Source organism: Candidatus Macondimonas diazotrophica (assembly GCF_004684205.1).
Classification (GTDB): domain Bacteria; phylum Pseudomonadota; class Gammaproteobacteria; order UBA5335; family UBA5335; genus Macondimonas; species Macondimonas diazotrophica.
Window position 1 is genome coordinate 116,877 of sequence record NZ_SRIO01000006.1, and the last position, 25,330, is coordinate 142,206.

Below are 25,330 nucleotides of genomic sequence, written 5' to 3' on the forward strand. Positions count from 1 at the left end.
GGGAGGCTTGCTGGATGACCGATCCCGGCTCTGACAGCCGCGAATGCCGCGCGGGCGCGACCGTATGCGCCACGCTCGCATGCGATGAACGGCAACGCGGCACGGGCGAATCCGTTGCCTGCCTAAAACGCGTACTTCACGTTGGCAAAGAAAGTCCGCCCCGGCCATGGGTGGTAAACATAGGCCGCGTAATCGGTAAGGTTGTCGGCACCCGCACTGAAGGTCCAGTTCGCATTGGGGAAATAGGACAACTTGGCATCCAGGAAGACATACTCACTGCTGTCACCGAAACTGCGATGCGTATCAGTGTTCTCCAGATTGCCGTATTGCGCGCCGCTGTAACGCAGCCCGAGGGCGCAAGCCCAGGCGTCGGAAGGGCGATAGATGGTCAGCACAGTAGCGCGCCAATCGGGGATCCGCGGCTGCCAGTTACCCTCGGTTTCGGGATTGCGCGTGTTCTCCTTGATGCGCGAATGGGCGTAGGTGACACTGGCGCGGACATCCAATCCTATGATCAGCAGATCTGCCAGCTCCAGCACGGTTTCGATGCCGTAGAGCTGGATTTCTTCAACGTTCTGAACGCTGGTCAGATTGGGAAACACGGTCACGTCGCGTTGCGTATAGAGCGCATCCTCGCGCTTTTGGTGAAACAGCGAAGTGCGCCACAGTCCCCCCGGCAAGGCGTGCTCCACGGCGAACTCGGAAGCCAGCACCTGCTCGGGCTTCAGATCGGGGTCGTTCTGCAAGTCACTGGTGGTTCCGCTGATCTTCTGGAACAGCTCGGTGACGGTCGGAAACCGGTAGGCCTGCCCGATTGAACCGCGCAGCAGCCAATCGGCGGCAAGCTGGTAGGACAAGGACACCTTGGGCGATACCGTGGTCTTACTCCGGCTTGCATAGGGCTGGCTTGCGGTCGACGTCGCATTGACGCCGTCGAAGGCCCGCCAATACTCGGGCCGCAGGCCGAGGACCAGCGTCCAGTCCGGATCGAGCCGCCAGGCATCCTGGAGATAGACCGCGTGGGTTTCGGTCTTGCCCTCGGAGGCGGATTGGACATCACCCCGCCCTCCGGTGAGCCAATCGTCGGTGGCGTAGGCTACCGAGGCGAGCTCGTAGCGATCGAAGTGGTATCCGAAGCTGAGTTCATGCGGACTGCCGGGCTGCCCCGCGGAACGCCAGATCCCGCGACCGTCGAGGGACTGCCAGCCGGTGCCGCTCATGTCGGTGATGCGGCCGGATGGGCGCCGGGTTCCGAGACCGGAATCAGCGCCCGCATTCGCGGTTGTGCTGCGCGATTCGTCCTCGTCATAGTCGTAGAGACTGGCCACCGCCTCCCAGTCCCAAGGGCCCTCCGTGTCGGACTTCAGGCTCAAGCCGTGCAGATAGTGCAGGCTTTCCGATTGACCGGGGCTCAGGCCGCGGACGGTGTACAGCGTCCCGTCGATCGCAACCTTGCCGTTGTAGAACGGCTGGCCGGCGGCGTCGCGGAGATAGCTCTGGGCGCCGGTTTCCGAGTCGTTCTGCCACAAGCCGCTGCGATAGGCGGCGCGCAGTGTGGGCGTGAGGTCATAGGCGAGTTTGAACGTGAGGTTGTCCTGGACCGTATGATCGATGCCATAGGCTCCGAACACCAGACGTTGCGCGCCCGTGGGGTCCTCGTCGCGATAGGCGCCGCTCACCGCGGGCGGCGGCGCCTCCGGATCGATGGACGTGCGGCTGAGGGCGGCCGTGGCATAGGACATGGGCTGGCCCTGCGCGTCCAGCCGGTCGGCGCTGAGCCAGAACGAACCACGGCCCATGCGGTTGGCCAGCGAGGCGCTGAGATGGTGGCTGTCGTAGCGCTCATCGGTGCCGTAGATGGCATAATCCTGCACCGATCCCTGGGCGTTGAGGTGCCCCTCGAGACGTTCCGGGTCGCGCGTGCTGATCAGCGCCACGCCCCCTGCGCTGTTGCCGGGATACAGGGCGGAGAACGGTCCGTAGATGACATCGACACGCGCGATTTCCTCGGGCGACACCATGCCCCAGCGTGGCGGATAGCTGTAACTGTTGCCGAGGAAATTGGACAGCAGCAGCCCGTCGGCATAGACAATCGAGCCCGCGCTGTCGATCGAGCCCGTCGTGCGAGTCGCAACGATGCCGTTGCGATCGCCGATGTAGCGCTCGCGCACCAGCATGCTCGGCAGATATTTCAGCGTCTCGGCCGAGGTCATGGCGTTGACCGATTCAGCGATCAGTCCGGCATCCACGCCCGCGGTCGAAGCCGGAAGATTCTCAGGAACCGTAGGGGCACTGGCGCCCCTACCCTGCACCACCACTGCCTCCAGCATGGCGTCAGCCGGCGCCGGCTCGCCCTGCACTGCCCATGGGATCAAGACCGTGACTACGGTGAGTCGCGAAAAGACCATCCGAACCCCTTCCATGGCAAACCTCTGGCCTCCAAGCCGCTGTCAAAAGCGCGTATACTGCGCCTGAAATCGGGTTCCCGATTCGCATGCGACAAAGCGTCGCACTGCTGTGAGCGGGTCATGCCTGGATATTCGAAGACTGCCTGCGGTTTCTCACCCTTCCGATGATCCCGTCCATTCTTCCGCTTGGGGACTGTGCGCTCCAGATCACGCTGGGCGCGCAGATCAGCGAGGCCATCAGTGCCGAGGTACACGCGCTGGCCTGGCGCATCCAGAGCGCCGCACTTCCCGGCTTGATCGACCTGGTGCCGGCCTATGCCTCGCTCACCATCCACTATGATCCGCTGTACTGGGACTTCGCCGCCCTCCAGCACGCCGTGCTTGCACTGTTCAGCGCCGACGATGCCAACCAGAACCCGCGCCAGCCGACCCGTGAGATTCAAATCCCGGTCTGTTACGAAGCGGATTTCGGTATCGATCTCGCCGAGGTCTCGAGCCATGCCGGCCTGTCTGTGCAGGCGGTCATCGAGCGCCATGCGGCCCAGGTCTATCGCGTGTATTTCCTGGGATTCACCCCCGGATTTGCCTATCTGGGCGGACTCGACCCGGCGCTGGCCATGGCACGCAAGCCCACCCCGCGCGCGCGGGTACCGGCCGGATCGGTTGGGATCGCCGGCGCCCAGACAGGGGTGTATTCCCAAGCCACACCGGGTGGCTGGCAGATCGTCGGACGGACGCCGCTGACGCTTTTCGATCCGAGTCGCTCACCACCTAGTCTTCTCGCGCCAGGTGATCGCGTCCGCTTTACGGCCATCGATGCCGACCGCTTCGCCACGCTGGCCCGGGCGCCGTGATCCACATCGACTCCCCCGGCCTGCTGACCACCGTGCAGGATCTCGGCCGCCCGGGCCATCAGCAGCTCGGGTTGTCGCCGGGCGGCGCGATGGATGTCGATGCGGCCCACATCGCCAACCTGCTGGTCGGCAACGCGCCCAGCGCGGCCGTACTCGAAATCACCTTGACCGGACCGCGCATCACATTCGAACACGGCCACTGGATCGCCTTGACCGGCGCCGACCTGCCCGGGACCGTGGCGGGTGTCCGACTGCCCGGCTGGCGCCCGATCTGGGTTCCACCCGGCGCGCAACTGGTTTTCGGCAGCATCCGAAAGGGCTGTCGCGCCTATCTGGCATTGGCTGGTGGCATCGATGTACCGATTGTGCTCGGCAGCCGCAGCACGGACCTTCGCGCCGGGATCGGCGGACTCCACGGGCGTCGCCTGATCAACGGTGACCGACTTCCGATCGGCGCCTGCACGCGTCCTCCCCCGTTGCCGGACGACCGGCCCTGCTGGCCGCGCTGGTGGGCCACCCATGAAATGCCGACCGCTGACCAGCGGGTGGTGCTGCGATTCGTGCCGGGTCCCGACTGGAAAATCCTTCCCGAGGCGGCACGCCGCGCGCTGACCAGCGGCGCCTTGCAGGTCGATCATCGCTTCGATCGAATGGGTTTGCGTCTGTCCGGAATCCGGCTGAGCGTATCCGACGCTTCCAAGCGTCTCTCTGCCGGCGTGACGTTTGGCACGCTCCAGCTCCCCCCAGACGGACAGCCGATCCTGCTGGGCGCAGACCGCCAGACCACCGGCGGATATCCCGTCCTCGGCACGGTCGCGCGTGTCGATCATGCTCGCCTGGCACAACTGCGCGCCGATGACAGACTCTATTTCAGCCCACTTCCGGTCGCCGCCGCACAGACCTTGTACCGGGCCCGAGCGCGGGATATCGCCCGGTTGGCGATTGCCATCGAACTGTCCACCGATGGGGCGGAAACCGGATGATGACTCCCGAGCTCCGGGTGGAACCCCCCGTCGATGCGCCGGTCCAATCGCCACACCAGTGTCACCCCTGCACCGGGAGCTCATCTCATGCGAATCATTCATACCATGCTGCGCGTCGGTAACCTGGACCGGTCGATCAACTTCTACACCGACGTCCTGGGCATGCGTCTGTTACGCCGCCAGGACTATCCCGAGGGCCGCTTCACGCTGGCCTTCGTGGGCTACGGCGAGGAGACCGATACAGCGGTCATCGAACTGACCGAGAACTGGGACACGGATCACTATGAGCTGGGAACCGCTTTCGGACACATCGCCATTGAAACCGACGACCTCTATGCCTGCTGCGAACAGGTCCGCACGCGCGGCGGCAGCATCACCCGTGAACCGGGGCCCATGAAACACGGCCAGACTCACATTGCCTTTGTCCGCGACCCGGATGGCTATGCCCTTGAACTGATTCAGCGGAACTCGTGAAGCCGACGAATCCTGCTCCGCCATCGGATTGCATCACACACAGGGCTCGCCTATCGTAGAGCCTCTCACCGAACCTGAGGGCGCAGGTGCCGCCCCAAGGGTCGCAACGGTGACCGCATCGTCGATTGGCAACCCGACTTCCTTGTCAACCCTCTATAAGGAGAGCGATCATGGCTCATACGCTGCCCGAATTGCCCTATGCATTGGATGCCCTGGAACCGCATCTCTCCAAGGAAACGCTTGAATTCCACTACGGCAAGCACCACAAGACCTATGTGGACACGCTCAACACGCTGATTCCCGACACCGAATACGCCGAGCTCAGCCTCGAAGAAATCATCGGAAAATCGACGGGCAAGCTGTTCAACCAGGCTGCCCAGGTCTGGAATCACACGTTCTACTGGAATTGCCTGTCGCCCAACGGCGGCGGTGAACCGACCGGGGCGCTGGCCGAGGCCATCACCAAGAGCTTCGGCTCGTTCGCTGACTTCAAGAAGGCCTTCACTGACCAGACCATCGCCAATTTCGGCTCGGGCTGGGGTTGGCTGGTCAAGAAATCCGACGGCAGCCTCGCGATCGTGGAAACGTCCAACGCCGCCACGCCGCTGACCGACACCACCGTCGTTCCCCTCCTGACCTGCGACATCTGGGAACATGCCTATTACATCGACTACCGCAATGCCCGTCCCAAGTACATGGAAGCTTTCTGGAATCTGGTAAACTGGGAGTTTGTTGCGAAAAATCTCAGCGCCTGATCCACACATCAAGCAGGCAGAGCGGTCAGGGCTGTCCGGAACGGACGGCCCTGTGTTTGTTTTGCGGGCCCTGGGATTGACCGTCCCATGCCCATGACCGATCCAGAAGAAATCCAGGAAACGCGGCGCCATGAAGGAACATCTGATGTCGACCTACGCCCGCCTGCCGATCGCCTTCGCGCGTGGCGAAGGGGTCTGGCTGTGGGATGAGCAGGGTCGACGCCACCTCGATGCCCTGAGCGGTATCGCGGTCTGCGGCCTGGGTCACGCTCATCCTGCCGTCGCATCGGCCTTGGCCGAGCAGGTGGCCACGTTGCTGCACACCTCCAATCTCTACCGCATCCCGTTGCAGGAAACACTGGGCGCCCGGCTGTGTGGGCTCGCCGATATGGATCGGGTCTTTTTCTGCAACTCCGGTGCCGAGGCCAATGAAGCGGCCATCAAACTGGCCCGTCGCCTAGGTCATGCGCACGGGATCGATCTGCCGCGCATCGTGGTGATGGAAGGCGCCTTTCACGGTCGCACGTTGGCCACGCTGACCGCAACGGCCAACAGCAAGGCCCAACAGGGTTTCGAGCCCTTGGTGGACGGTTTCGTCCGCGCGCCTTTCGGTGATCTGGCCGCTCTGGAGCGCCTTGCGGCGCAGGAATCCGGGATCGTCGCGGTGTTGTTGGAGCCCATTCAGGGCGAGGGCGGCATCCGCATTGCGCCAGCCGGCTATCTGCGGGGCGTGCGCCGGCTGTGCGATCAGCAAGGCTGGCTGATGATGGTCGATGAAATCCAGTCCGGCATGGGGCGTGCGGGTGCCTGGTTCGCCCATCAGCTGGCGGACATCCAGCCGGATGTCATGACACTGGCCAAGGGGCTGGGCAATGGCGTGCCCATTGGCGCCTGCCTGGCCCGCGGCGCGGCAGCCGGGGCGCTTCAGCCCGGCAGCCACGGCACCACCTTCGGTGGAAATCCGCTGGCCTGCCGCGCGGCCCTGGCCGTGCTCGATACGCTCGAAGCCGAGAACTGGATCGACCGTGTCGCGACAAGCGCACGGCACCTGATCGACACGCTGCGTGCGACACTCGCGGACCTGTCCATGGTACGCGAGATCCGCCATCAGGGTTTCTTGATCGGCATCGAGCTGGACCGGCCGGCATCTAGCCTACCCGCTCTGGCGCTTGAGGAAGGGATCCTCATCAATGTGACCGCCGAGCGAGTAATCCGCCTGCTACCCCCTCTGATCTGGGAGGAGGAGCATACGCACTATCTGGTTCCGCGCCTGCGCCGCGCGCTGGACCGCCTCATCAGCCAAGGATGACTTTTCGTGACGGTTCGCCATTTCCTCACACTGCTCGATTTCACCACCGGGGAACTCAAGGCGCTGCTCAAGCGCGCGCATACACTCAAGGCTGCGCAACACCGAGGGGAGAGCCATCTTCCCCTGCGCCACAAGACGTTGGCCATGATTTTCGAGAAGGCTTCGACCCGCACGCGGGTCTCCTTCGAGGTCGGCATGACACAACTGGGCGGCCATGCCCTGTTTTTGTCACCGCGAGACAGCCAGCTGGGGCGCGGGGAACCGATTGCCGACACCGCTCGGGTCATCTCGTCCATGGTCGATGCGGTGATGATCCGCGCCCATCGCCATGAGATGGTGGAGACGTTTGCGGCGAATTCACGGGTACCGGTGATCAACGCACTGACCGACCGGCATCACCCCTGTCAATTGTTGGCCGACCTGCAGACCTACGAGGAGCACCGCGGTTCGATCGCTGGACGGACCGTGGCCTGGCTCGGCGATGGAAACAATGTCTGCCAATCCTACGTCCACGCTGCGAAGCAGCTGGATTTTCAGCTCCGCATTGCCTGTCCCGAACAGGATGTGCCAGATGCCGCGCTGCTGACGGAGGCGGATGGTCACATCACGGTCCTGCGGGATCCACGCCAGGCTGTCCAGAATGCCGATCTGGTCGTCACAGACGTCTGGGCCAGTATGGGCCAGGAGGCCGAACAGGCTGAACGCAGCGCCCGCTTCATGCCCTATCAGGTGGATACCACACTGATGGCGCTTGCACGGCCCGATGCACTGTTCATGCACTGCCTACCCGCGCATCGCGGCGAGGAAGTCACCGGCGAGGTCATCGACGGCCCGCAGAGCGTCGTTTGGGACGAGGCGGAAAACCGGCTGCATGCGCAGAAGGCACTGCTCGAGTTCCTGCTGGCGCCTGCGGCGGAATACGCATCGGATTAACGCCTCTCGGTCAGGAGACGCTCATGGACGATCTGGTTACCATTCAGGGGTTGACGTTCCGGCGCGGCCGCCGCGTCATCTTCAACGGCATCGACCTGACCATTCCCCGTGGCAAGATCACCGCGGTCATGGGCCCCAGCGGAACGGGGAAAACCACCCTGCTGCGGCTGATCGGCGGCCAATTGCGCCCGGAGTCGGGCCGTATCCGTGTCGATGGGATCGACGTCGCCAAGCTTCGCCGCAAGGCGCTCTACCAATTGCGGCGACGCATGGGAATGCTGTTTCAGAGCGGTGCGCTGCTGACCGATCTGTCGGTATTCGACAACGTCGCCTTCCCGCTGCGCGAACACACCGACCTGCCGGAGATGCTGGTCCGCGATGTCGTGCTAATGAAACTGGAACTGGTGGGGTTACGCGGCGCGGCGCGGTTGATGCCTGAAGAACTCTCCGGTGGGATGGCCAGACGAGTGGCACTGGCGCGCGCCATTGTGCTCGATCCGATGATGATCTTGTACGACGAACCGTTCGTCGGTCTCGATCCGATCTCCATGGGTGTCGTGGTGCGATTGATCCGTCGCTTGAACGACGCGCTCGGATTGACGTCGGTCATCGTAACGCATGACGTCCACGAGGTCACAGCGATCGCCGATGAATGCTACCTGCTCTCCGAAGGCAGGATCATGGGCTCCGGACCGCCACAAGCGCTGACGGACTCCGATTCCGAGTGGGTGCGGCAATTCATGAAGGGGCTGGATGATGGCCCAGTGCCCTTCCACTATCCGGCCCCCGACTACGCGAAGGATTTACTGGGAGAGGCTGCCTGATGGCCCAACGCCCGATCAGTCTCACCGTTCTGTCGGATATGCTGGCCGGCCTGGGCCGGGCCACCCTGTTTCTGTTGCGGGTACTGGCGGGCCTGCCTTCCTTGGTGCTACGCCCGGGTCTGGTCGTCCAGCAGATCTATTCGGTCGGTGTGTTATCACTCATCATCATCATGGTCTCGGGCACCTTCGTCGGAATGGTGCTCAGTCTGCAGGGCTACAATACACTCCGAAACTTCGGTGCAGCCGAGTCGCTGGGCGTCATCGTCGCGCTGTCCCTGTTGCGGGAATTGGGACCGGTAGTTACAGCCCTGCTGTTCGCAGGCCGGGCGGGCTCGGCCGTGGCGGCAGAGATCGGCCTGATGCGCGCCACCGAACAACTCTCGGCGATGGAAATGATGGCGGTCGATCCGGTACGTCGGGTCGTGGCGCCCCGTTTTCTGGCGGGAACCGTGGCCATGCCGTTGCTGTCGGCCATCTTCACAGCGCTGGGAATATATGGTGGCTCTCTGGTTGGTGTGGATTTGCTGGGCGTCGATGCCGGAGCCTATTGGGGTCAGATCCAGAATGCCGCAACGTTCGAGGACGACGTCCTCAACGGAGTGATCAAGAGCGTGGTATTTGGCGTGGTCGTGAGCTGGATCGCCGTGTATCAGGGCTACCACAGTCCACCGACTTCAGAGGGCGTCAGCCGCGCAACGACCAGTACCGTGGTCGTATCCTCATTGGCGATTCTGGGTCTTGATTTCATCTTGACCGGCCTCATGTTTACAGGAGACTGAAATGAACCAGACCCGCCTCATGGAACTCGTGGTGGGACTCTTTATCTGCCTGGGTCTCGCTGCGATATTCCTGCTGACCCTCCAGGTGAGTACGCAAAACGACCTGCGGCGCGAGAGCACCTATTCCGTACAGGCACGTTTCGACAACGTCGGGAGCCTGCGGGTGCGTGCACCCGTGACGCTGGCCGGCGTGCGAATCGGCCGGGTGACGGCCGTCGATGTCAATCCCGAAACGTTTCAGGCGGAGGTCAAACTCGCCATCGACGAGCGCTACAATCAATTGCCGACAGACAGTAGCGCCGCGATTCAGACCGCCGGGATCCTGGGTGAACAGTACGTTGCACTGCAACCGGGCGGATCGATGGACAATCTGAAAAATGGCGACCGAATCAGTTTCACCCAGTCGGCCATCGTGCTGGAGAATCTGATCGGCCGTTTTCTGACCCAAATGGGCAATGACCCCGAATAAATAAGAACTTCGCATCAAGCGAACGGAGGCCCCCATGCGCATCATATCCGCTGTTTTACTCGTCCTGTGCCTGTCCCTGCCCACCTTCGCGCAGGCTCAGCTCAAGACTGACAACCCTGCCCAGTTCATCCAGACCTTGATGGATCAGGTACTCGGGACGATCAAAACCGAACGCCCCCGCCTGCAGAATGACCGCCAGGCACTGCGCCAGCTCGTCAACGAAGGCATCCTGCCTCATGCCGACTTTCGAACCACTTCGCGCCTCGTTCTGGGCCCTTTCTGGAGCCAGGCAACGGACGCACAGAAAGCGGCATTCATGGATGCCTTCCAGGACATGCTGATGCGAACTTACGCCGATGCCCTGCTGTCTTATGAAGACCAACCGATTCGCGTCAAGCGTCCGACGGGCGGGTATTTCGACTGGGACAAGGCGGTCCCGACCGAAATCGTGCTGAAAGACGGACGTCCGGTGCAAGTCAAATACTATCTCTATCGCAATCCGCAGGGTGAGTGGAAAGTCTATGATGTCGTGGCCGAAAACGTCAGCTTCATCATGAGCTACCGGAACGTTCTGCAGGAGGACGCCCGGCGCCTGGGTCTTGATGGACTGATTGAGAAGATGCGCACACAGAACATTCCGGTGAAGCAGGCGCATGCCCAATAAGACCGACCAGACCGGACATCATGACGCCATCGCGCTCAGCCGGGACGGCGCCGGGCCAATTCGCGTTCGGGGTGCAATGACCTTCAGCTCGGTCACAGCGGGCATCCAGGCCTTCGAACCGTATTGTACCGAGGGCAACAATCCGGAGTTGCAGATGGACCTGTCCCAGGTTGCCCGGATGGACAGCGCTGGCCTGGCACTCCTGTTGCATTGGAAAAGAATGGCCCATTCAGCGGGCCGGACAATCCGGTTCAAGGGGCTGCCGCAGCAAACGCAGAATCTTGCCGCGGTATTCGCCGTCGATGCTTTGATCGGCACTGAGAACACCAACTGAGCCGCACCGGAATCTACCGGGCGGGAACCCATCCGGTCCGGGAGGGTGCATGACCCAACTGTCTGCTGCGCTGTCGACGGATCCAATCCAGGCCCTTCTGGCTGATATCGACGTCCTGCGTCAGTTGCTCGAGAGGACACTGCGCGAGCAGACGACCTGGCCGCTCGACCAGCTATTCCACGAAGCGCATCGGCTTTCCGAGGCACGCCGGGAAGGATCCGCTGAAGCCGAGCAGGCGCTGTGCGGCCATCTCTCCGCCTTGTCCCCCAAAGCGGCAACCGAATTCACCTACGCCTTTTCATCCTACTTTCAGGCCGTGAATATCGCCGAGAAGGTGCATCGGTTACGCCGCCGGCGCCACTACGCTCGTCAGCTCACGGTACCCCAACCGGAAAGCCTGCTCGATATGGTGACCCAGCTTCATCAGGCGGGAATGACCCTATCCGGGCTTGAATCCCTGCTTGAGAACCTGTGGGTGGAGCCGGTGTTCACCGCGCACCCCACCGAGGCTCGCCGCCGCACGCTACTGCAGAAACAGCAATGGATTGCGCAACGACTGGTGGAGCGCCTGAACCCCAATCTGACGCCCCAGGAAGCAGCTGGAATTCTGGACAACATCCACATGCATCTGTCGATTGCGTGGCAAACGGAAAGCGATCCCGATGTCCGTCCGACTGTGGATGATGAACACGAACACGTCTTGTTTTTCCTGCTTGAAGTCATCTATCGCGTCGTTCCGGCGTTTTACGAGGAACTGGAAGCCGCCGTCCGGCAGGTTTATGGCCAACAAGCGGCACGATTCACGTCTCCCGCCCTGCTGCGTTTCGCCTCCTGGGTCGGCGGCGATATGGATGGCAATCCCAATGTATCCGCCGCAAGCATCCGTCGCGTGCTGGAAAAGCAACGCAGCGAAATTCTGGCTCACTACCGCGGCGAATTGAAAGCGCTGTATCGCGAACTGAGTCAGTCAACGGGGCGCGTGCCCATCAGTGCCTCACTCAGTCAGCGCATCGACGATTACAGCCAGCGATTCCCCGAGCGACTCGCCAGCATCGCGCCGCGGCACCGGGGCATGCCCTATCGCGTCATGCTGCGCCTGATGGATGCCCGTTTGAACGCGACCATCCGTGATCTCGATGATGCCTATCCCGATGCCAAAGCCTTGCTCGATGACATCCAGTTGATGGCGGACAGCCTTGAAGCTCACAAGGGCCGCCATGCCGGATTATTCCTGATTCAGCGACTGATGAGACGAGTCGAAACCTTCGGCCTGCATGGCATGACGCTGGATGTGCGTCAGGACAGTCTGGTGCATCGGCGCGTCGTGGGCTTGTGCCTGGGCTTGGACGACTGGCTGGACCGTACTCCCGATGAGCGCTTGAGCGTCGTGCGCCGCGCCCTGATCAGCGCTGATCCGCCGCGCGTCCCGAACAATCCGGAAGTCGAACAGACACTGGCGGTCTTTCATGCCATCCGCGATATGCGCCGTCGTCATGGAGCGGACGCCATCGGTCCGTACATCATCAGCATGGCCCAAGGCGTTGAGGACGTCCTGGCCGTCCTGCTGCTCGCACAATGGGCAGGCCTCGGGGACCAAAACGGGATACCGCTGGATGTGGCCCCGTTGTTTGAAACCATCGAAGATCTCCGGAAAGGACCCGAGGTGATGTCCGCCCTGTTCGCCGACTCACTGTACCAGGCCCACCTGGCTCGGCGAAACCAACGCCAGATCATCATGCTCGGATACTCGGACAGCAACAAGGACGGCGGCTTTGCCTGCTCGCGCTGGCGCATTCAGGAAGCCCAGGGTGCGTTTGTCGAAACGGTGGACGGCACCGATGTGGATCTCATTCTCTTCCACGGCCGTGGGGGAACGGTCAGCCGTGGGGGCGGCAAGACGCACCGCGCAATCCTCTCCTCACCCCCGGGCGCCGTCCGGGGCCATCTTCGGGTCACCGAACAGGGCGAGATCATCAATGAGAAGTTCGGTTTGCGGGGCATCGCCATCCGTACGTTGGAGCAGACCGTCAGCGCGGTCGCCCTGACCACTGCCAAATCCCCGGTGATCGACGACGCCTTGCGCCGGGATGTCATGAACTGCATCGCTCAAGAGAGCCGGCGACACTACCGAGCTTTTGTCGAACAACCCAACTTCATGACCTTCTTCCGCCATGCGACGCCGATCGACGTCATCGAACGGATGCAGATCGGCTCACGGCCGGCATCGCGCCGGAAGATGGAAGGCATCAAGGATCTGCGTGCCATCCCCTGGGTGTTTTCCTGGTCACAGAATCGCTATCTCTTCACCGGTTGGTATGGACTGGGACATGGTCTGCAGGCCGCCATGGAGACATTCGGTAAAGACTACGTATCGCAACTGGCCTCGGACTGGCTCTTTTTCAGCAACCTGCTCGATGATGCCGAGATGGTGCTGATCAAGGCCGATCTGGGCATTGCCGAGCGCTACGCTCAGCTGGTTCCTGAGTCGGCTCGGCAACTGGCGGATCAGTTGCGAACGGCCTACGAACACACGGTGGCCGCGGTTTTCGAGCTGAAAGGTACGGGCAGCCTGCTCGAACAGGATCGCATCCTGCAGCGGTCGATTCGGACCCGAAACCCCTATCTCGACCCAGTCAGTCTGCTTCAGGTGGATCTACTGGCACGCTGGCGCGCTGGTGATCGTCAGGACGAGACCTTGTTCCGCGCCTTGGTGATCACCGTCAACGCGATTTCACTGGGGCTGCAGAACACCGGCTGATCCCCTTGCTTGGCCCCTGACACAGAAACGCCGCCCAAAGGCGGCGTTTTGCTGTCTAGATGGTGGAGGCTGAACGCCTCATCCGTCGGTCGGTGCGGCATTCAACGCCTTCATGCTCAGACGGATCCGACCCTGTCGATCGACCTCAAGTACCTTCACGTCAACGACATCACCTTCTTTGAGCTTATCGCTGACACGCTCGACGCGCTCGTCGGAGATCTGAGAGATGTGCACCAATCCATCGCGACCGGGAAGGATGGTCACAAAAGCACCGAAATCCATCAGCTTGCTGACTCTGCCCTGATAGACTGCGCCCACTTCAACATCGGCCGTGATGAGTTCGATGCGGCGGCGGGCTTCCTCGCCGTCGGCCCGATCCACCGAGGCGATCTTGACCGTACCGTCGTCGCTGATGTCGATCGTGGTCCGCGTTTCTTCGGTAATCTGCCGGATGGTCGCCCCACCCTTGCCAATCACATCGCGGATTTTCTCCGGGTTGATGTGGATGGTGAGGATGCGAGGTGCCCACTCGGACATTTCCTCGCGGGGACGATCAATGACCTTGGCCATCTCGCCAAGAATGTGCAAGCGTCCGGCACGGGCCTGCTCCAGCGCAGCGGCCATGATCTCCCGCGTGATGCCATTGATCTTGATATCCATCTGCAAAGCGGTGACGCCGCGTTCGCTCCCGGCCACCTTGAAATCCATGTCACCCAGATGATCTTCATCACCAAGGATGTCCGAAATCACGGCGTAGCGATCGCCTTCCTTGATCAGGCCCATGGCAATACCGGCAGCCGCCGATTTCACCGGAACGCCTGCGGCCATCAGTGACAGACTGGTACCGCACACGGTCGCCATTGAGCTGGAGCCGTTGGATTCGGTGATTTCGGAAACCACCCGTATCGTATAGGGAAAGGCGTCCATATCCGGCAGCACGGCTTCGATTGCGCGCCGCGCCAGACGGCCATGCCCGATTTCACGCCGCTTCGGCGATCCGATGAAACCTGTTTCACCGACACAATAGGGGGGAAAGTTGTAGTGGAGCATGAACGGCTCCTTGCGCTCCCCTTCGATGGCATCGATGACCTGGGCGTCACGCGCCGTGCCGAGCGTGGTCACGACGATGGCCTGCGTTTCGCCTCGGGTAAACAGCGCCGAGCCATGTGTGCGCGGCAGGATACCCACTTCAATGCTGATCGGACGGATCGTCTTGAGGTCGCGACCATCGATGCGCGGGGCGCCACTCAGAATCCGCTCACGCACGATCCGGCGTTCCAGGGACTCGAACGATTTCTTGACCGCCGCTTCGGTGAAGACCCCTTCGGTGACGACCAGCTCCGATGCCGCCCGCTGTCGCAGGCCGGCGATGGCGTCTTGTCGAGGCTGCTTCTCGGATATGCTGTAGGCTTGGGTCAGGTCCTGCCCGATGAGTTCGGTAACGGCACTGATCACGGCCTCATCAGCCTGAGTTGCCTGCCATTCCCATGCGGGCTTGGCGGCTTCGGCCGCAAATTCGTTGATTGCCTGAATGGCGGCCTGCATCTGCTCATGACCGAACAGGACCGCGCCGAGCATCACCGATTCGGGTAGTTCATTCGCGCCCGATTCGACCATCAGAACCGCCTCTGCGGTGCCAGCCACAACCAGATCCAGATCCGAACGTTCCATCTGCGGATACGTCGGATTGAGGATATAGGCATTGTTGGCGTAGCCCACCCGGGCAGCGCCCAAAGGCCCCTGGAACGGAATGCCGGAAATAGCGAGTGCCGCCGATGCGCCGATCAAGGCCGGGATATCCGGATCCACATCGGGATTCACCGACTTGACGGTTGCGATGACCTGAACTTCGTGATGAAAGCCTTTCGGAAACAAGGGACGAAGCGGACGGTCGATCAGGCGGGATGTCAGAATTTCCTTTTCCGAGGGACGTCCCTCACGTTTGAAGAATCCCCCGGGGATACGACCTGCGGCGTAGGTGCGCTCTTGGTAATTCACCGTTAACGGCAGAAAATCCGTGCCCGGAGCAGCCTCCTTGCGGCCAACCACGGTCACCAGGACCACGGTATCGCTCATGCTCACCAGAACGGCGCCGGTTGCCTGCCGAGCGATGCGTCCGGTTTCGAGCGTAACCAGATGCTCGCCATATTGAAAACGTTTCACAGTGATTGTCACAATGCTTTCCTACCGCCCCGTTCGTGTGTCCTGTCCGAAATCCAGCTGGGATCGCGTCGTAATCAGCGACGCAGGCCGAGACGGCCAATCAGATCCTGATAACGACCCACATCGGTCTTCTTGAGATAGTCGAGCAGTTTACGGCGCTGGCTGACAAGCTTGAGCAGGCCGCGGCGGGAATGGTGGTCCTGCTTGTGAACCGAAAAATGACCTGTCAGATGTTCGATGCGCTGGGTCAGCAGAGCAACCTGGACTTCAGGGGAACCGGTATCCGAGGAATCCCGCTGGAAACCGGCCACGATGTCGGCTTTGGTCTGGCCTGTCAAAGACATTGAAAAACTCCTAATTAGGCAATTCCGCCCACTTCAAATGATCAATTTTAGCCCTGAAATCCGTTTGACAACAAGTTGCGGGGCTTCTGACCAGGCACGCCCTGCATGAGCCGCTTTGGCGCACAGCGTCCATCTCCCAGCATTTCTCCCATTCCCAGAAACCGCTCGTCAGGGCCATACAATCGAACGGTTTGGCCGTTGGTCAGCGTATCCGGCACACTGACCACCTTGCCCTGCGTCATCTGAAACGCCACGGCTTCGCTCAGGGTCACGGCAGGATAATGGTGCAGAGCCGCGTCCAATGGCAGCAACAGGGCATCCAATCGCTCCCAGTCGCCCGCATCAGCGACATACTGCAGCGCCGCCATATCATGAGCCCCTTGGGATAGTTTGAATGGTCCCAGGGCCAGGCGGCGCAAATCGTGGACATGGGCGACTGTCCCCAGCGCCGCGGCAATATCCTCGACCAGGGTACGGACATACGTTCCCTTGCTGCACCGTATCCGCAGGATAGCGGTTGCGCCGGCCTGCTCTATCAAGGTGAGCTCATGAATCGTGACCGGCCGCGCGGGCCGAATGACTTCCTTCCCCTGACGTGCTAGCCGATAAAGCCGCTCGCCCTCATGCTTGAGCGCGGAATACATGGGGGGAATCTGATCGATCTTGCCTCGAAAATGGTCCAAGGCCTGAGCCAATCCTGCCAGTCGCGCGGCATCAGCAGGGCCGGTTTCGACGACTTCTCCTTCGCGATCACCGGTTACCGTTCGACAACCGAACTGGCAGACTACTTCATACGATTTATCGGCATCGAGCAGATAGCCGCACACCTTCGTCGCCTGACCAAAGCACAGCGGAAGCAAGCCCGTGGCCAATGGATCAAGACTCCCCGTATGCCCTGCTTTGGCCGCTGCATAGAGCCACCGAACGTGCTGCAACGCCTTGTTGCTGGACATACCCAGCGGTTTGTCGAACAGCAGAATGCCGTCGACGATGCGACGCCTTCGTCTGGTCGGGGTCCTGGTCAAAACCGCGTCACTCACTCTTCGGCGGCATCGGCAGATGGATCGCTGCGCAAATCATCTGCAGCACGGGCCTTGGTGATCAGCGCGTCCATCCGTTGCCCGTAATCAAGCACTTCATCGTATTGAAAATGCAACGACGGAATCACGCGCAGACGCAAGCGCCTTCCCAGCAGACCTTGGAGTGCTCGCGCTGCGTGTTGCAGGATGGCCAGCTTTTCGTCGATTCCGGCCGATTGCCCCAGGAACGATACGAATACCTTGGCATGAGAAAAATCCCGTGCCACCTGCACACTGGTGACGGTGACCGGGCCCAGGCGGGGATCACTCACTTCCTCGCGGATCAGCTGGCTCAGTTCCTGGCGCAGCTGTTCCGCCACTCGCACGGTACGCGGATATTCCCGAGGCATGTCAGACCGGCACCTCGACGCGTTGATACACCTCGATCTGATCGCCCGGCTGCACATCGTTGTAATTACGGACGGCGATCCCGCACTCGGTACCCGATCGAACCTCGTTCACGTCATCCTTGAAGCGGCGCAGCGACTCGAGTTCACCCTCGAAGACCACGACGTTGTTCCGCAGCACGCGGATCGGGCAGTGCCGGCGAACCATGCCTTCGACCACCAAGCAGCCGGCAACGGCGCCCATCTTGGAGGAACGGAACACGTCGCGAACCTCGGCGATTCCCACCACCTCTTCCTTTACCTTGGGCGCCATGAGGCCGGTAATGGCGTTCTTCACTTCCTCGATCGCCTGGTAGATGACGCTGTAATAACGCACGTCGGTGCCGCTCTCGCCGATCAGGCGTCGCGCCGCAGCGTCCGCACGCACATTGAAGGCGATGATGATGGCCGAGGAGGCAACGGCAAGGTTCACGTCCGACTCGGTGATACCACCGAGGCCGCGCGCCACGACATTGACCTTCACTTCCTCGTTGGAGAGCGCCAGGAGCGCATCGCTCAGGGCTTCGACCGAACCCTGAACATCCGCCTTGACGATCAGATTGACCTGCTGGAGGTTGCCTTCTTCCAGGCGATTGAACACATCTTCCAGTTTCGTCGTGGCCTGCTTGGCCAGACGCACATCGCGGAACTTGCCCTGCCGGTACAATGCAATTTCCCGCGCCTTGCGCTCGTCGGTCAGGGCAATGAATTCATCACCGGCATTGGGCGTTCCCGACAACCCCAGGATCTGCACGGGAATCGACGGGCCGGCCTTGGTAACCGGACGACCGCTCTCATCGAACATGGCGCGAACCCGACCCCATTCCTGCCCGCACAGCAGCACATCGCCACGCTCCAAAGTCCCTTTCTGAACCAGAACCGTTGCCACCGATCCGCGCCCCTTCTCGAGACTGGATTCGATCACCACGCCCGCCGCGCGCCCTTCGGCCACAGCGGTGAGTTCCATAACCTCGGCCTGCAACAGAACGGCCTCCAGCAAGGCATCCATATTCGTGCCCTGCTTGGCGGACACGGGAACGAACATCGTATCGCCGCCCCACTCTTCGGGGACGACCTCATGCTGAACCAATTCGTTCTTGATGCGCTCCAGATCGGCACCTGCCTTGTCGATCTTGTTTACCGCAACGACAATCGGCACTCCGGCTGCTCGCGCATGCTGAATGGCTTCGATGGTCTGCGGCATGACGCCGTCATCGGCGGCGACGACCAGGATCACGATATCCGTGGAGCGGGCGCCGCGGGCGCGCATGGACGTAAAGGCCGCATGGCCCGGGGTGTCGAGGAAGGTGATCATCCCACGGGGCGTACCGACATGATAGGCACCAATATGCTGCGTGATGCCACCGGCCTCGCGATCGGCAACCTTGGTCCGCCGAATATAGTCCAGCAACGTGGTCTTGCCATGATCGACATGCCCCATGACGGTGACCACCGGAGCGCGCGCGACGGCTTCTGCCTGATGAGCTTCGCCCTCGCTGACCAATTCTTCCTCGAGCGCCGATTCCTTGAGAATCTTTGGCACATGGCCCATCTCGTCAACTAGCAATGACGCTGTTTCCTGATCGATGACCTGGTTGATCGTCGCCATGACGCCCATTCCCATCAAGGTCTTGATCACTTCGGGTGCCTTCACGGCCATCCGTTGCGCCAGCTCACCGACGGTAATGGTTTCCGGAATCTGAACCTCGCGCACGACCGGCTGCGATGGCTTTTCGAACTGGTGCCGAGCCGGCGCCGATTCCGATCGCCCACCTTTGCGCCTGCCTCCACGGCGCGTGACCTCCAGGCCACGCTCGTTGCGATCCCGGCGCTCGACCTGGCCTCCACCGCCCTTCTTGCGCCCATCGCCCCGCTTTCCAGCCGGCTCGGGCTGACTTGGCGCCATGGCAGGCCGTCCATGCTCCGGGCCGCGACGGGATGCACCCGCCGGGCGACTCGTATCGCCGCGCGTCTTTTGCTGCGTCTCGCGTGCTCGGGAGTCGATCTCGCCCGGCGGCGTCACCTCCGGAGCCAGTCCAGGCACGTCCGCCTCCGACGACGTATCAGCCGGCCCGGCAGCCAGTGCCGGTGTCGTGCCGTCCTCGGGCGCGCTCGCGGCGGCAGGAGGCACCTCGACCGCTTCATTCAAAACCGGCGGCGCCTCGACCTGCGGGATTTCGACTGCTTCCGCCACCTGGGCCGTTGAACCCTCTGCAGTTTCGGCGACGGCATCCTCACTGACGGGAGCGCGTTTCACATAGGTGCGCTTCTTGCGCACCTCGACGGTGACCGTTTTCCCACGGCCTTGCGCGCCGGCGAGCCGGATTTCGCTAGTGGTCTTGCGCTTGAGGGTGATGCGCTGGGGCTCGGGCGTTTGCCCCCGACTACGCCGCAGATAGCCGAGCAACTGTGTTTTTTCATGATCCGTGATGGGATCTTCAGGGCCCTTTGTCGGCATACCCGCTTCGGCCAGCTGCTCCTGCAATCGCTCGACAGGAATCCCGACTGTTTCCGCAAATTGTTTTACCGTCACTTCAATCATGCTCACCCCCACGCCTGCGAACCATCCTTACGATTACCCCTGTTGATCCGCAAACCAGTGTTCACGAGCGGTCATAATCAAGGCGGCCGCCCGATCCCGGTCCAGCGCCTCGATCTCGATCAAGTCATCCACAGCCTGCTCGGCCAGATCTTCCCGAGTTTGAATCCCATGGCGTGCCAATCGATGCGCCAGCTCTGGATCCATGCCGCCCAGGTCCAATAGATCCTGGGCAGGACCTGTCTCACTCACATGCTCTTCGGTGGCGATCGCCCGGGTCAGCAATGCATCCTTTGCAGCTTCTCGCAATGCATTGACGACCTCTTCATCGAATTCTTCGATCTCCAATAGCTCGCCTGCAGGAACATAGGCCACTTCTTCAACGCTGGAGAACCCTTCGCGCACCAGAATGGCGGCGATCTCCTCATCGACGCCGATTTCCCGGACGAAGAGGTTGATGAGATTGTTAGCCTCTGCCTCGCTCTTGGCGTGCGCCTGCTCCTGATCCATGACATTCAAGGTCCAACCGGTCAGCTCGCTGGCCAGCCGCACGTTCTGGCCGCCGCGACCGATGGCCAACGACAGCTTGTCGGCATCCACCGCCACATCCATGCTGTGCGATTCCTCATCGACGACAATGGATACCACGTCGGCCGGGGACATGGCGTTGATGACAAACTGAACGGGATTCGAATCCCAGGGGACGATGTCGACGCGCTCCCCCGATAGCTCATTGGAAACTGTTTGCACACGCGAACCCCGCATTCCAACGCAGGCGCCCACCGGATCGATGCGCCGATCATGTGCCATCACGGCAATCTTCGCCCGCAGTCCCGGATCACGCGCGGCCCCCTTGATCTCGATCAACCCCTGGCCGACTTCTGGAACCTCCAGCTTGAACAGCTCGACCAGGAACTCGGGGGCTGTGCGACTCAGAAAAAGTTGCGGTCCCCGCGACTCGGAGCGGACATCCTTGAGATACCCCCGCAGGCGGTCGCCGGTATGAACCATCTCGCGGGGGATCATCCACTCGCGCGGAACGATGGCTTCCACGTTGCCACCCAGGTCGAGAATCACATTGCCGCGCTCGACCTTCTTGACCATCCCCATCACCAGCTCGCCGACGCGATCGCGGTACTGATCGACGATCTTCGCTCGCTCCGCTTCGCGCACCTTCTGCACGATCACCTGTTTGGCGGCCTGGGCGGCGATGCGCCCGAAGGGCAGCGACTCCAGCGATTCCTCGACAAATTCGCCCACGTCGATCTTCGGCTGTTTGGCACGCGCCTCGGACAAGGTGACCTGCGCCAGCGGATTGATCTCTTCCGCATCATCGGTCACAACCTCCCAACGACGCGTGGTCGTGTAGGCACCTGTCCGGCGATCGATTCTCACCTGCACGTCGACCTCATCGAGCGCCATGCGCTTGCGCGCGGCGGATTCGAGTGCCGCCTCGATCGCCCGAAAGATGACTTCTTCGTCCACGCCTTTTTCGTTCGAAAGCGCTTCGACAACCAGCAGAATTTCTTTACTCATCGTTTTGATCCTCGGCGTGGTCCGGCGGTATCGAGCTGTGGTGCCAATCGCGCCATTTCGAGCTCATCGAAACGCAAGTTCACCTGCTCACCATCGACATTCAGCACAATGGATTCCGGCGCGACCTCAACCAGCTGCCCGGTAAAATTACGGCGCCTGGCTATCGGCGCCAGTGTCCGCACCCGGATACGCTCCCCTTTGAAACGCATGAAATGCTGTGGCTTGACCAACGGGCGGTCATCGCCCGGAGAGGACACTTCCAAGACATACTCCCCCGGCACCGGGTCATGGACGTCAAGAATGCCGACCACCTGCCGACTGACGCGCTCGCAATCTTCAAGCCCGATTCCGTCAGGCCCGTCAATGTACAACCGCACCCGCTGCGGATCGCCTTGACGATATTCCACGCAGATCAGCTCATAGCCCATCTCTTCCACCACCGGCTCAAGCAGACGCTTCAGGCGTTCGTGCAACGAGCCTACCGCGACCAAACCCGTCAACAAACTTCCTCCCAAACCGAGCCCGGATCATCCATCACCGGCTTTTTGCAAGCCTCCAGGAACAAAAAAGCCCCTTAACCGGGGCTCTAATGCACGCAAAAAAATCGTTTGGTAGCGGGGGCAGGATTTGAACCTGCGACCTTCGGGTTATGAGCCCGACGAGCTGCCAGACTGCTCCACCCCGCATCCGGCTAAGCAGCCATTATACGAAGCCTCGCCCGATTAATCAACCAGCAGGTCATATCAGAACGCGGTGAGGCAGGCGCGGATCAATTGATCGGGCATGATACCGAGCGCCAGGACCAGTCCACCATTGGCCATCAGAAGCCAGCGGACGTCCGTGTTCGTCGCAACGGCAGTGGACTCGCCCGGACTCTCGAAATAGAGCTGCCAGACCACTCTCAGATAGTAAAAGGCGCTCACGACCGCGAACAGGACCGCAACGATTGCCAGTCCGCTGAAGCCTTGCTCGACGACAGCATCGAGCACCATCAGCTTGGCATAGAAGCCGGCTGTGGGCGGAACCCCAGCCATGGAAAACATGAATATCGCCAGAACCGCAGCCAACCACGGACTGCGGCTGTTCAGCCCCTTGAGATCATCGAGCGTCTCGGCGTCATGCCCGCCTCGGCTCATCAGCGTCAAAGCGCCGAACGCGCCGAGCGCCATGAGGACGTAGACCAGGATGTAGAACAGTGCGGAGGCGTATCCAACCGGATTGGCTGCCAGAATTCCGAGCAACAGGAATCCGATATTCGCAATCGCAGAGTAAGCCAGCAGGCGTTTGACGTTAGTCTGGGCGATGGCCACGATACTTCCGATTGCCAACGATAGAACTGCCATCGCAATCAACAAGTCGCGCCAATCCTCCGACAGCCCTTCCATTCCCTGCGCCAGCAGGCGGATAGCCATTGCGAACGCTGCGAGCTTGGATGCCGAAGCCACCAGCATCGCCACCGGCGTGCTGGCGCCTTGATAAACATCCGGCATCCAATTGTGAAAAGGCACGGCGCCCAGCTTAAAAGCGACCCCGGCCACAATAAACGTCATCGCAAGCAACAGCGGAAGGCTCCCGACCGGCTGAGCCAGAATGGTTTCTGCCACCACCTCGATTTCCAGGCTGCCGGTCACGCCGTAGAGAATCGACATGCCGTAGAGCAACATGCCTGACGCGATAGCACCCAGCACGAAATACTTCATCGCGGCCTCGGAACTGCTCGAACGCTCTTGATTGAAAGCAACCAGTGCGTAGAGGCTCAGCGACATCAATTCCAGGCCCAGATAGAGCGTGATGAAGTGGGCCGCGGAAATGAGCACCAGCATCCCCAGCACCGAGAACAACACCAGCAGATAAAATTCGCCCTGATCCATCTCCCGGGAACGCAGATAGTCCCGCGCGTAAATCAGCATGACGCCGGCGACCAGCAACACGGCAACCTTCATTAGCACCGCCAGCCGATCGAGCACGAACATTCCGCTGAATGTGACGATGGGTTCCTCGAGCCCTTGCCCCACCTGAAGCACAGAGGCTGCGGTCAGCAACAAGGCCAGCAGGCTGAAACTGTGCGTCAAATGGCGCAATCGCGGGGGAAGAAACAGGTCAATGACCAGAATTGCGCAGACCGCGGACAGTAGCACAATCTCCGGTGCGGCGAGCCTTACCCAGGAGCCAATCAACGTCATGTCCATTCCGAAATCATCCTGCGGTTGGGAGCGATCACAGCTTGCCAGGCACGATCTGGAGCAGCAGCTGTTGTACAGAGGGTTCGATCACGGCCAGCAACGGTTTAGGCCATACCCCCAGGGCAAGCACCATCAAGGCCAGCACACCCAGCATCACAAACTCCCGCGCACTCACGTCGGTCAGCTTTTCGACTTCGGGATTGGTCACTGGCCCGAACGCCACGCGCTTGACCAGCCACAGCGAATAGGACGCGCCCACGATGAGCGTCGAAGCGGCCAGAAAAGCGATCCAGGGATTCGCCTGGAAACTGGCGAGAATCACCAGAAACTCACCCACAAAACCCGACGTACCCGGCAATCCCGAGTTGGCCATGGCGAACAGCACGAAAAACGCAGCGAAAACGGGCATCCGGCTCGTCACGCCTCCATAGGCCGCAATCCGCCGGGTGTGCATCCGGTCGTACAGAACGCCCACGCAAAGGAACATCGCCCCGGAAATGAAACCGTGGGAGATCATTTGCACCATCCCGCCGGTCACCCCCATCGCCAGCGCGGGCGCATCGACACCGTCGCTGGCCCAGTAGGGCAGGAAGAAGCCCAATGTGACGAATCCCATGTGCGCGATCGACGAATAGGCGATCAACTTTTTCATGTCTTCCTGGACCATCGCCACTAGCCCAACGTAGACGATCGCGATCAGACTGAGTGTGGCCATGAACCCGGCCATTTCGCCGGCGGCATCCGGCGCGATCGGCAAGGCGTAGCGCAAAAAGCCATAGGCCCCCATCTTGAGTGTGATGGCTGCCAGAATCACCGAGCCGCCTGTCGGTGCTTCCACGTGCGCATCCGGTAACCAGGTATGGACGGGCCACATTGGCACTTTGACGGCGAAGGCCACAAGGAATGCCAGGAATATCCAAGTCTGCTCGGCCGCGCCCAATGGCAGCCGCTGCAGCGCCAGCACGTCAAAGCCGCCGCTCTTTTGATAGAGGTAAATGAACGCCACCAGCATCAACACGGAACCGAGGAAGGTGAACAGGAAGAACTTGATCGTGGCGTAAATACGGCGTGGGCCGCCCCAGATGCCGATGATCAGAAACATCGGGATCAGCATGGCTTCCCAGAAGACATAGAACAGCAACGCATCGATGGCAGCGAACACGCCGACCATGAACCCTTCCATGATCAGGAATGCGCCCAGATATGCTGCGGGACGCTGTGTCACCGACTCCTTTGCGGCAAAGATCGTGAACACCGTCATGAACGTGGTCAGGATAATCAGGGGCATGGAGAGGCCGTCGACACCCAATGCGTAATCAGCGCCCAGTGAGGGAATCCACAAGGCCTTCTCCACGAACTGCAGATCTGCGCTTCCGATCTCGAAGCCTGTCCAAAGCCCCAGGCTGAGCAAAAACGTCAGCATCGACACACCCAGCGCCAGGCCGCGTGCGAGCGAAAGCTTCTGGTCCCCCAGCCAGAGGACCAACAGACCGCCGACGATAGGCGTCCAGATCAAGAGGCTCAGCAGCGGCAGATCGGCAAACATGCGGACTTTC

General features: G+C 61.3%; 22 protein-coding genes and 1 tRNA gene. 12 read left to right on the forward strand and 11 right to left on the reverse strand.

All coding sequences use genetic code 11. The features are described from left to right. Positions 1–122 precede the first annotated feature (122 nt). On the reverse strand, positions 123–2,423 hold the full coding sequence (locus E4680_RS06375) for a TonB-dependent receptor (RefSeq protein ID WP_135281566.1): 2,301 nt from the start codon (positions 2,421–2,423) through the stop codon (positions 123–125). Between the two features lie 149 nt (positions 2,424–2,572). Here E4680_RS06375 and pxpB point away from each other — a divergent pair, with 149 nt between their 5' ends. The 12 genes from pxpB to ppc all read left to right on the forward strand — a co-directional run bounded on the left by pxpB (position 2,573) and on the right by ppc (position 13,544). Next, on the forward strand, positions 2,573–3,262 hold the full coding sequence (pxpB, locus tag E4680_RS06380; protein ID WP_135281567.1) for a 5-oxoprolinase subunit PxpB: 690 nt from the start codon (positions 2,573–2,575) through the stop codon (positions 3,260–3,262). Beyond that, the gene (locus tag E4680_RS06385; protein WP_135281568.1) at positions 3,259–4,245 is read left to right on the forward strand and encodes a 5-oxoprolinase subunit C family protein; all 987 of its coding nucleotides are present in this window, start codon (positions 3,259–3,261) and stop codon (positions 4,243–4,245) included. Before pxpB ends, E4680_RS06385 begins: the two co-directional genes overlap by 4 nt. 87 nt (positions 4,246–4,332) lie before the next feature. Then, positions 4,333–4,719, forward strand: coding sequence for a lactoylglutathione lyase (gene gloA / locus E4680_RS06390; protein ID WP_135281569.1), 387 nt, complete (start codon positions 4,333–4,335; stop codon positions 4,717–4,719). Between the two features lie 170 nt (positions 4,720–4,889). After that, positions 4,890–5,474, forward strand: coding sequence for a superoxide dismutase (locus E4680_RS06395; RefSeq protein WP_135281570.1), 585 nt, complete (start codon positions 4,890–4,892; stop codon positions 5,472–5,474). A gap of 130 nt (positions 5,475–5,604) precedes the next feature. After that, entirely contained in the window at positions 5,605–6,783 is a 1,179-nt protein-coding gene (locus E4680_RS06400) for an aspartate aminotransferase family protein (RefSeq protein ID WP_135281571.1), read from the forward strand. A 6-nt stretch (positions 6,784–6,789) separates the two neighbouring features. Beyond that, on the forward strand, positions 6,790–7,716 hold the full coding sequence (gene argF / locus E4680_RS06405; protein ID WP_135281572.1) for an ornithine carbamoyltransferase: 927 nt from the start codon (positions 6,790–6,792) through the stop codon (positions 7,714–7,716). A 23-nt stretch (positions 7,717–7,739) separates the two neighbouring features. Further along, complete coding sequence (locus E4680_RS06410) at positions 7,740–8,540, forward strand: ABC transporter ATP-binding protein (RefSeq protein ID WP_135281573.1); 801 nt, start codon at positions 7,740–7,742, stop codon at positions 8,538–8,540. Then, positions 8,540–9,319: a lipid asymmetry maintenance ABC transporter permease subunit MlaE gene (gene mlaE, locus E4680_RS06415; protein WP_135281574.1), complete on the forward strand. Its 780-nt coding sequence runs from the start codon at positions 8,540–8,542 to the stop codon at positions 9,317–9,319. The genes E4680_RS06410 and mlaE overlap by 1 nt, the downstream gene beginning before the upstream one ends. 1 nt (position 9,320) lies before the next feature. Then, complete coding sequence (gene mlaD, locus E4680_RS06420; RefSeq protein ID WP_135281575.1) at positions 9,321–9,788, forward strand: outer membrane lipid asymmetry maintenance protein MlaD; 468 nt, start codon at positions 9,321–9,323, stop codon at positions 9,786–9,788. 34 nt (positions 9,789–9,822) lie between these two features. Beyond that, a complete protein-coding gene (locus E4680_RS06425) occupies positions 9,823–10,452 on the forward strand; it encodes an MlaC/ttg2D family ABC transporter substrate-binding protein (RefSeq protein ID WP_135281576.1) in 630 nt (209 codons plus the stop codon). Next, the gene (locus E4680_RS06430; RefSeq protein ID WP_135281577.1) at positions 10,442–10,786 is read left to right on the forward strand and encodes an STAS domain-containing protein; all 345 of its coding nucleotides are present in this window, start codon (positions 10,442–10,444) and stop codon (positions 10,784–10,786) included. Before E4680_RS06425 ends, E4680_RS06430 begins: the two co-directional genes overlap by 11 nt. 49 nt (positions 10,787–10,835) lie before the next feature. Continuing rightward, on the forward strand, positions 10,836–13,544 hold the full coding sequence (gene ppc / locus E4680_RS06435; protein ID WP_135281578.1) for a phosphoenolpyruvate carboxylase: 2,709 nt from the start codon (positions 10,836–10,838) through the stop codon (positions 13,542–13,544). Positions 13,545–13,622: 78 nt separating this feature from the next. Here the strand turns inward: ppc and pnp are convergent, their stop codons facing one another. The 10 genes from pnp to E4680_RS06485 all read right to left on the reverse strand — a co-directional run bounded on the left by pnp (position 13,623) and on the right by E4680_RS06485 (position 25,320). Continuing rightward, on the reverse strand, positions 13,623–15,719 hold the full coding sequence (gene pnp, locus E4680_RS06440) for a polyribonucleotide nucleotidyltransferase (RefSeq protein WP_205688784.1): 2,097 nt from the start codon (positions 15,717–15,719) through the stop codon (positions 13,623–13,625). A gap of 62 nt (positions 15,720–15,781) precedes the next feature. Beyond that, on the reverse strand, positions 15,782–16,051 hold the full coding sequence (gene rpsO, locus E4680_RS06445) for a 30S ribosomal protein S15 (protein ID WP_135281579.1): 270 nt from the start codon (positions 16,049–16,051) through the stop codon (positions 15,782–15,784). Between the two features lie 47 nt (positions 16,052–16,098). Beyond that, on the reverse strand, positions 16,099–17,076 hold the full coding sequence (truB, locus tag E4680_RS06450) for a tRNA pseudouridine(55) synthase TruB (protein WP_135281580.1): 978 nt from the start codon (positions 17,074–17,076) through the stop codon (positions 16,099–16,101). A gap of 11 nt (positions 17,077–17,087) precedes the next feature. Continuing rightward, positions 17,088–17,480 (reverse strand): 30S ribosome-binding factor RbfA, encoded by a 393-nt coding sequence (rbfA, locus tag E4680_RS06455; protein WP_135281581.1) that lies wholly within the window; start codon positions 17,478–17,480, stop codon positions 17,088–17,090. Position 17,481: 1 nt separating this feature from the next. Then, complete coding sequence (infB, locus tag E4680_RS06460) at positions 17,482–20,058, reverse strand: translation initiation factor IF-2 (protein WP_167792412.1); 2,577 nt, start codon at positions 20,056–20,058, stop codon at positions 17,482–17,484. Between the two features lie 33 nt (positions 20,059–20,091). Beyond that, a complete protein-coding gene (nusA, locus tag E4680_RS06465; RefSeq protein ID WP_135281582.1) occupies positions 20,092–21,591 on the reverse strand; it encodes a transcription termination factor NusA in 1,500 nt (499 codons plus the stop codon). After that, positions 21,588–22,091 (reverse strand): ribosome maturation factor RimP, encoded by a 504-nt coding sequence (locus E4680_RS06470; protein ID WP_240696138.1) that lies wholly within the window; start codon positions 22,089–22,091, stop codon positions 21,588–21,590. The genes nusA and E4680_RS06470 overlap by 4 nt, the downstream gene beginning before the upstream one ends. Before the next feature lie 109 nt (positions 22,092–22,200). Beyond that, a tRNA-Met gene (locus tag E4680_RS06475) sits at positions 22,201–22,277 on the reverse strand. 57 nt (positions 22,278–22,334) lie between these two features. Next, on the reverse strand, positions 22,335–23,780 hold the full coding sequence (gene nuoN, locus E4680_RS06480) for an NADH-quinone oxidoreductase subunit NuoN (protein WP_240696139.1): 1,446 nt from the start codon (positions 23,778–23,780) through the stop codon (positions 22,335–22,337). Positions 23,781–23,808: 28 nt separating this feature from the next. Then, positions 23,809–25,320 carry an NADH-quinone oxidoreductase subunit M gene (locus E4680_RS06485; RefSeq protein WP_135281583.1) on the reverse strand — a complete coding sequence of 504 codons (1,512 nt, stop codon included), beginning with the start codon at positions 25,318–25,320 and terminating at the stop codon, positions 23,809–23,811. Between the last annotated feature and the right edge of the window lie 10 nt (positions 25,321–25,330).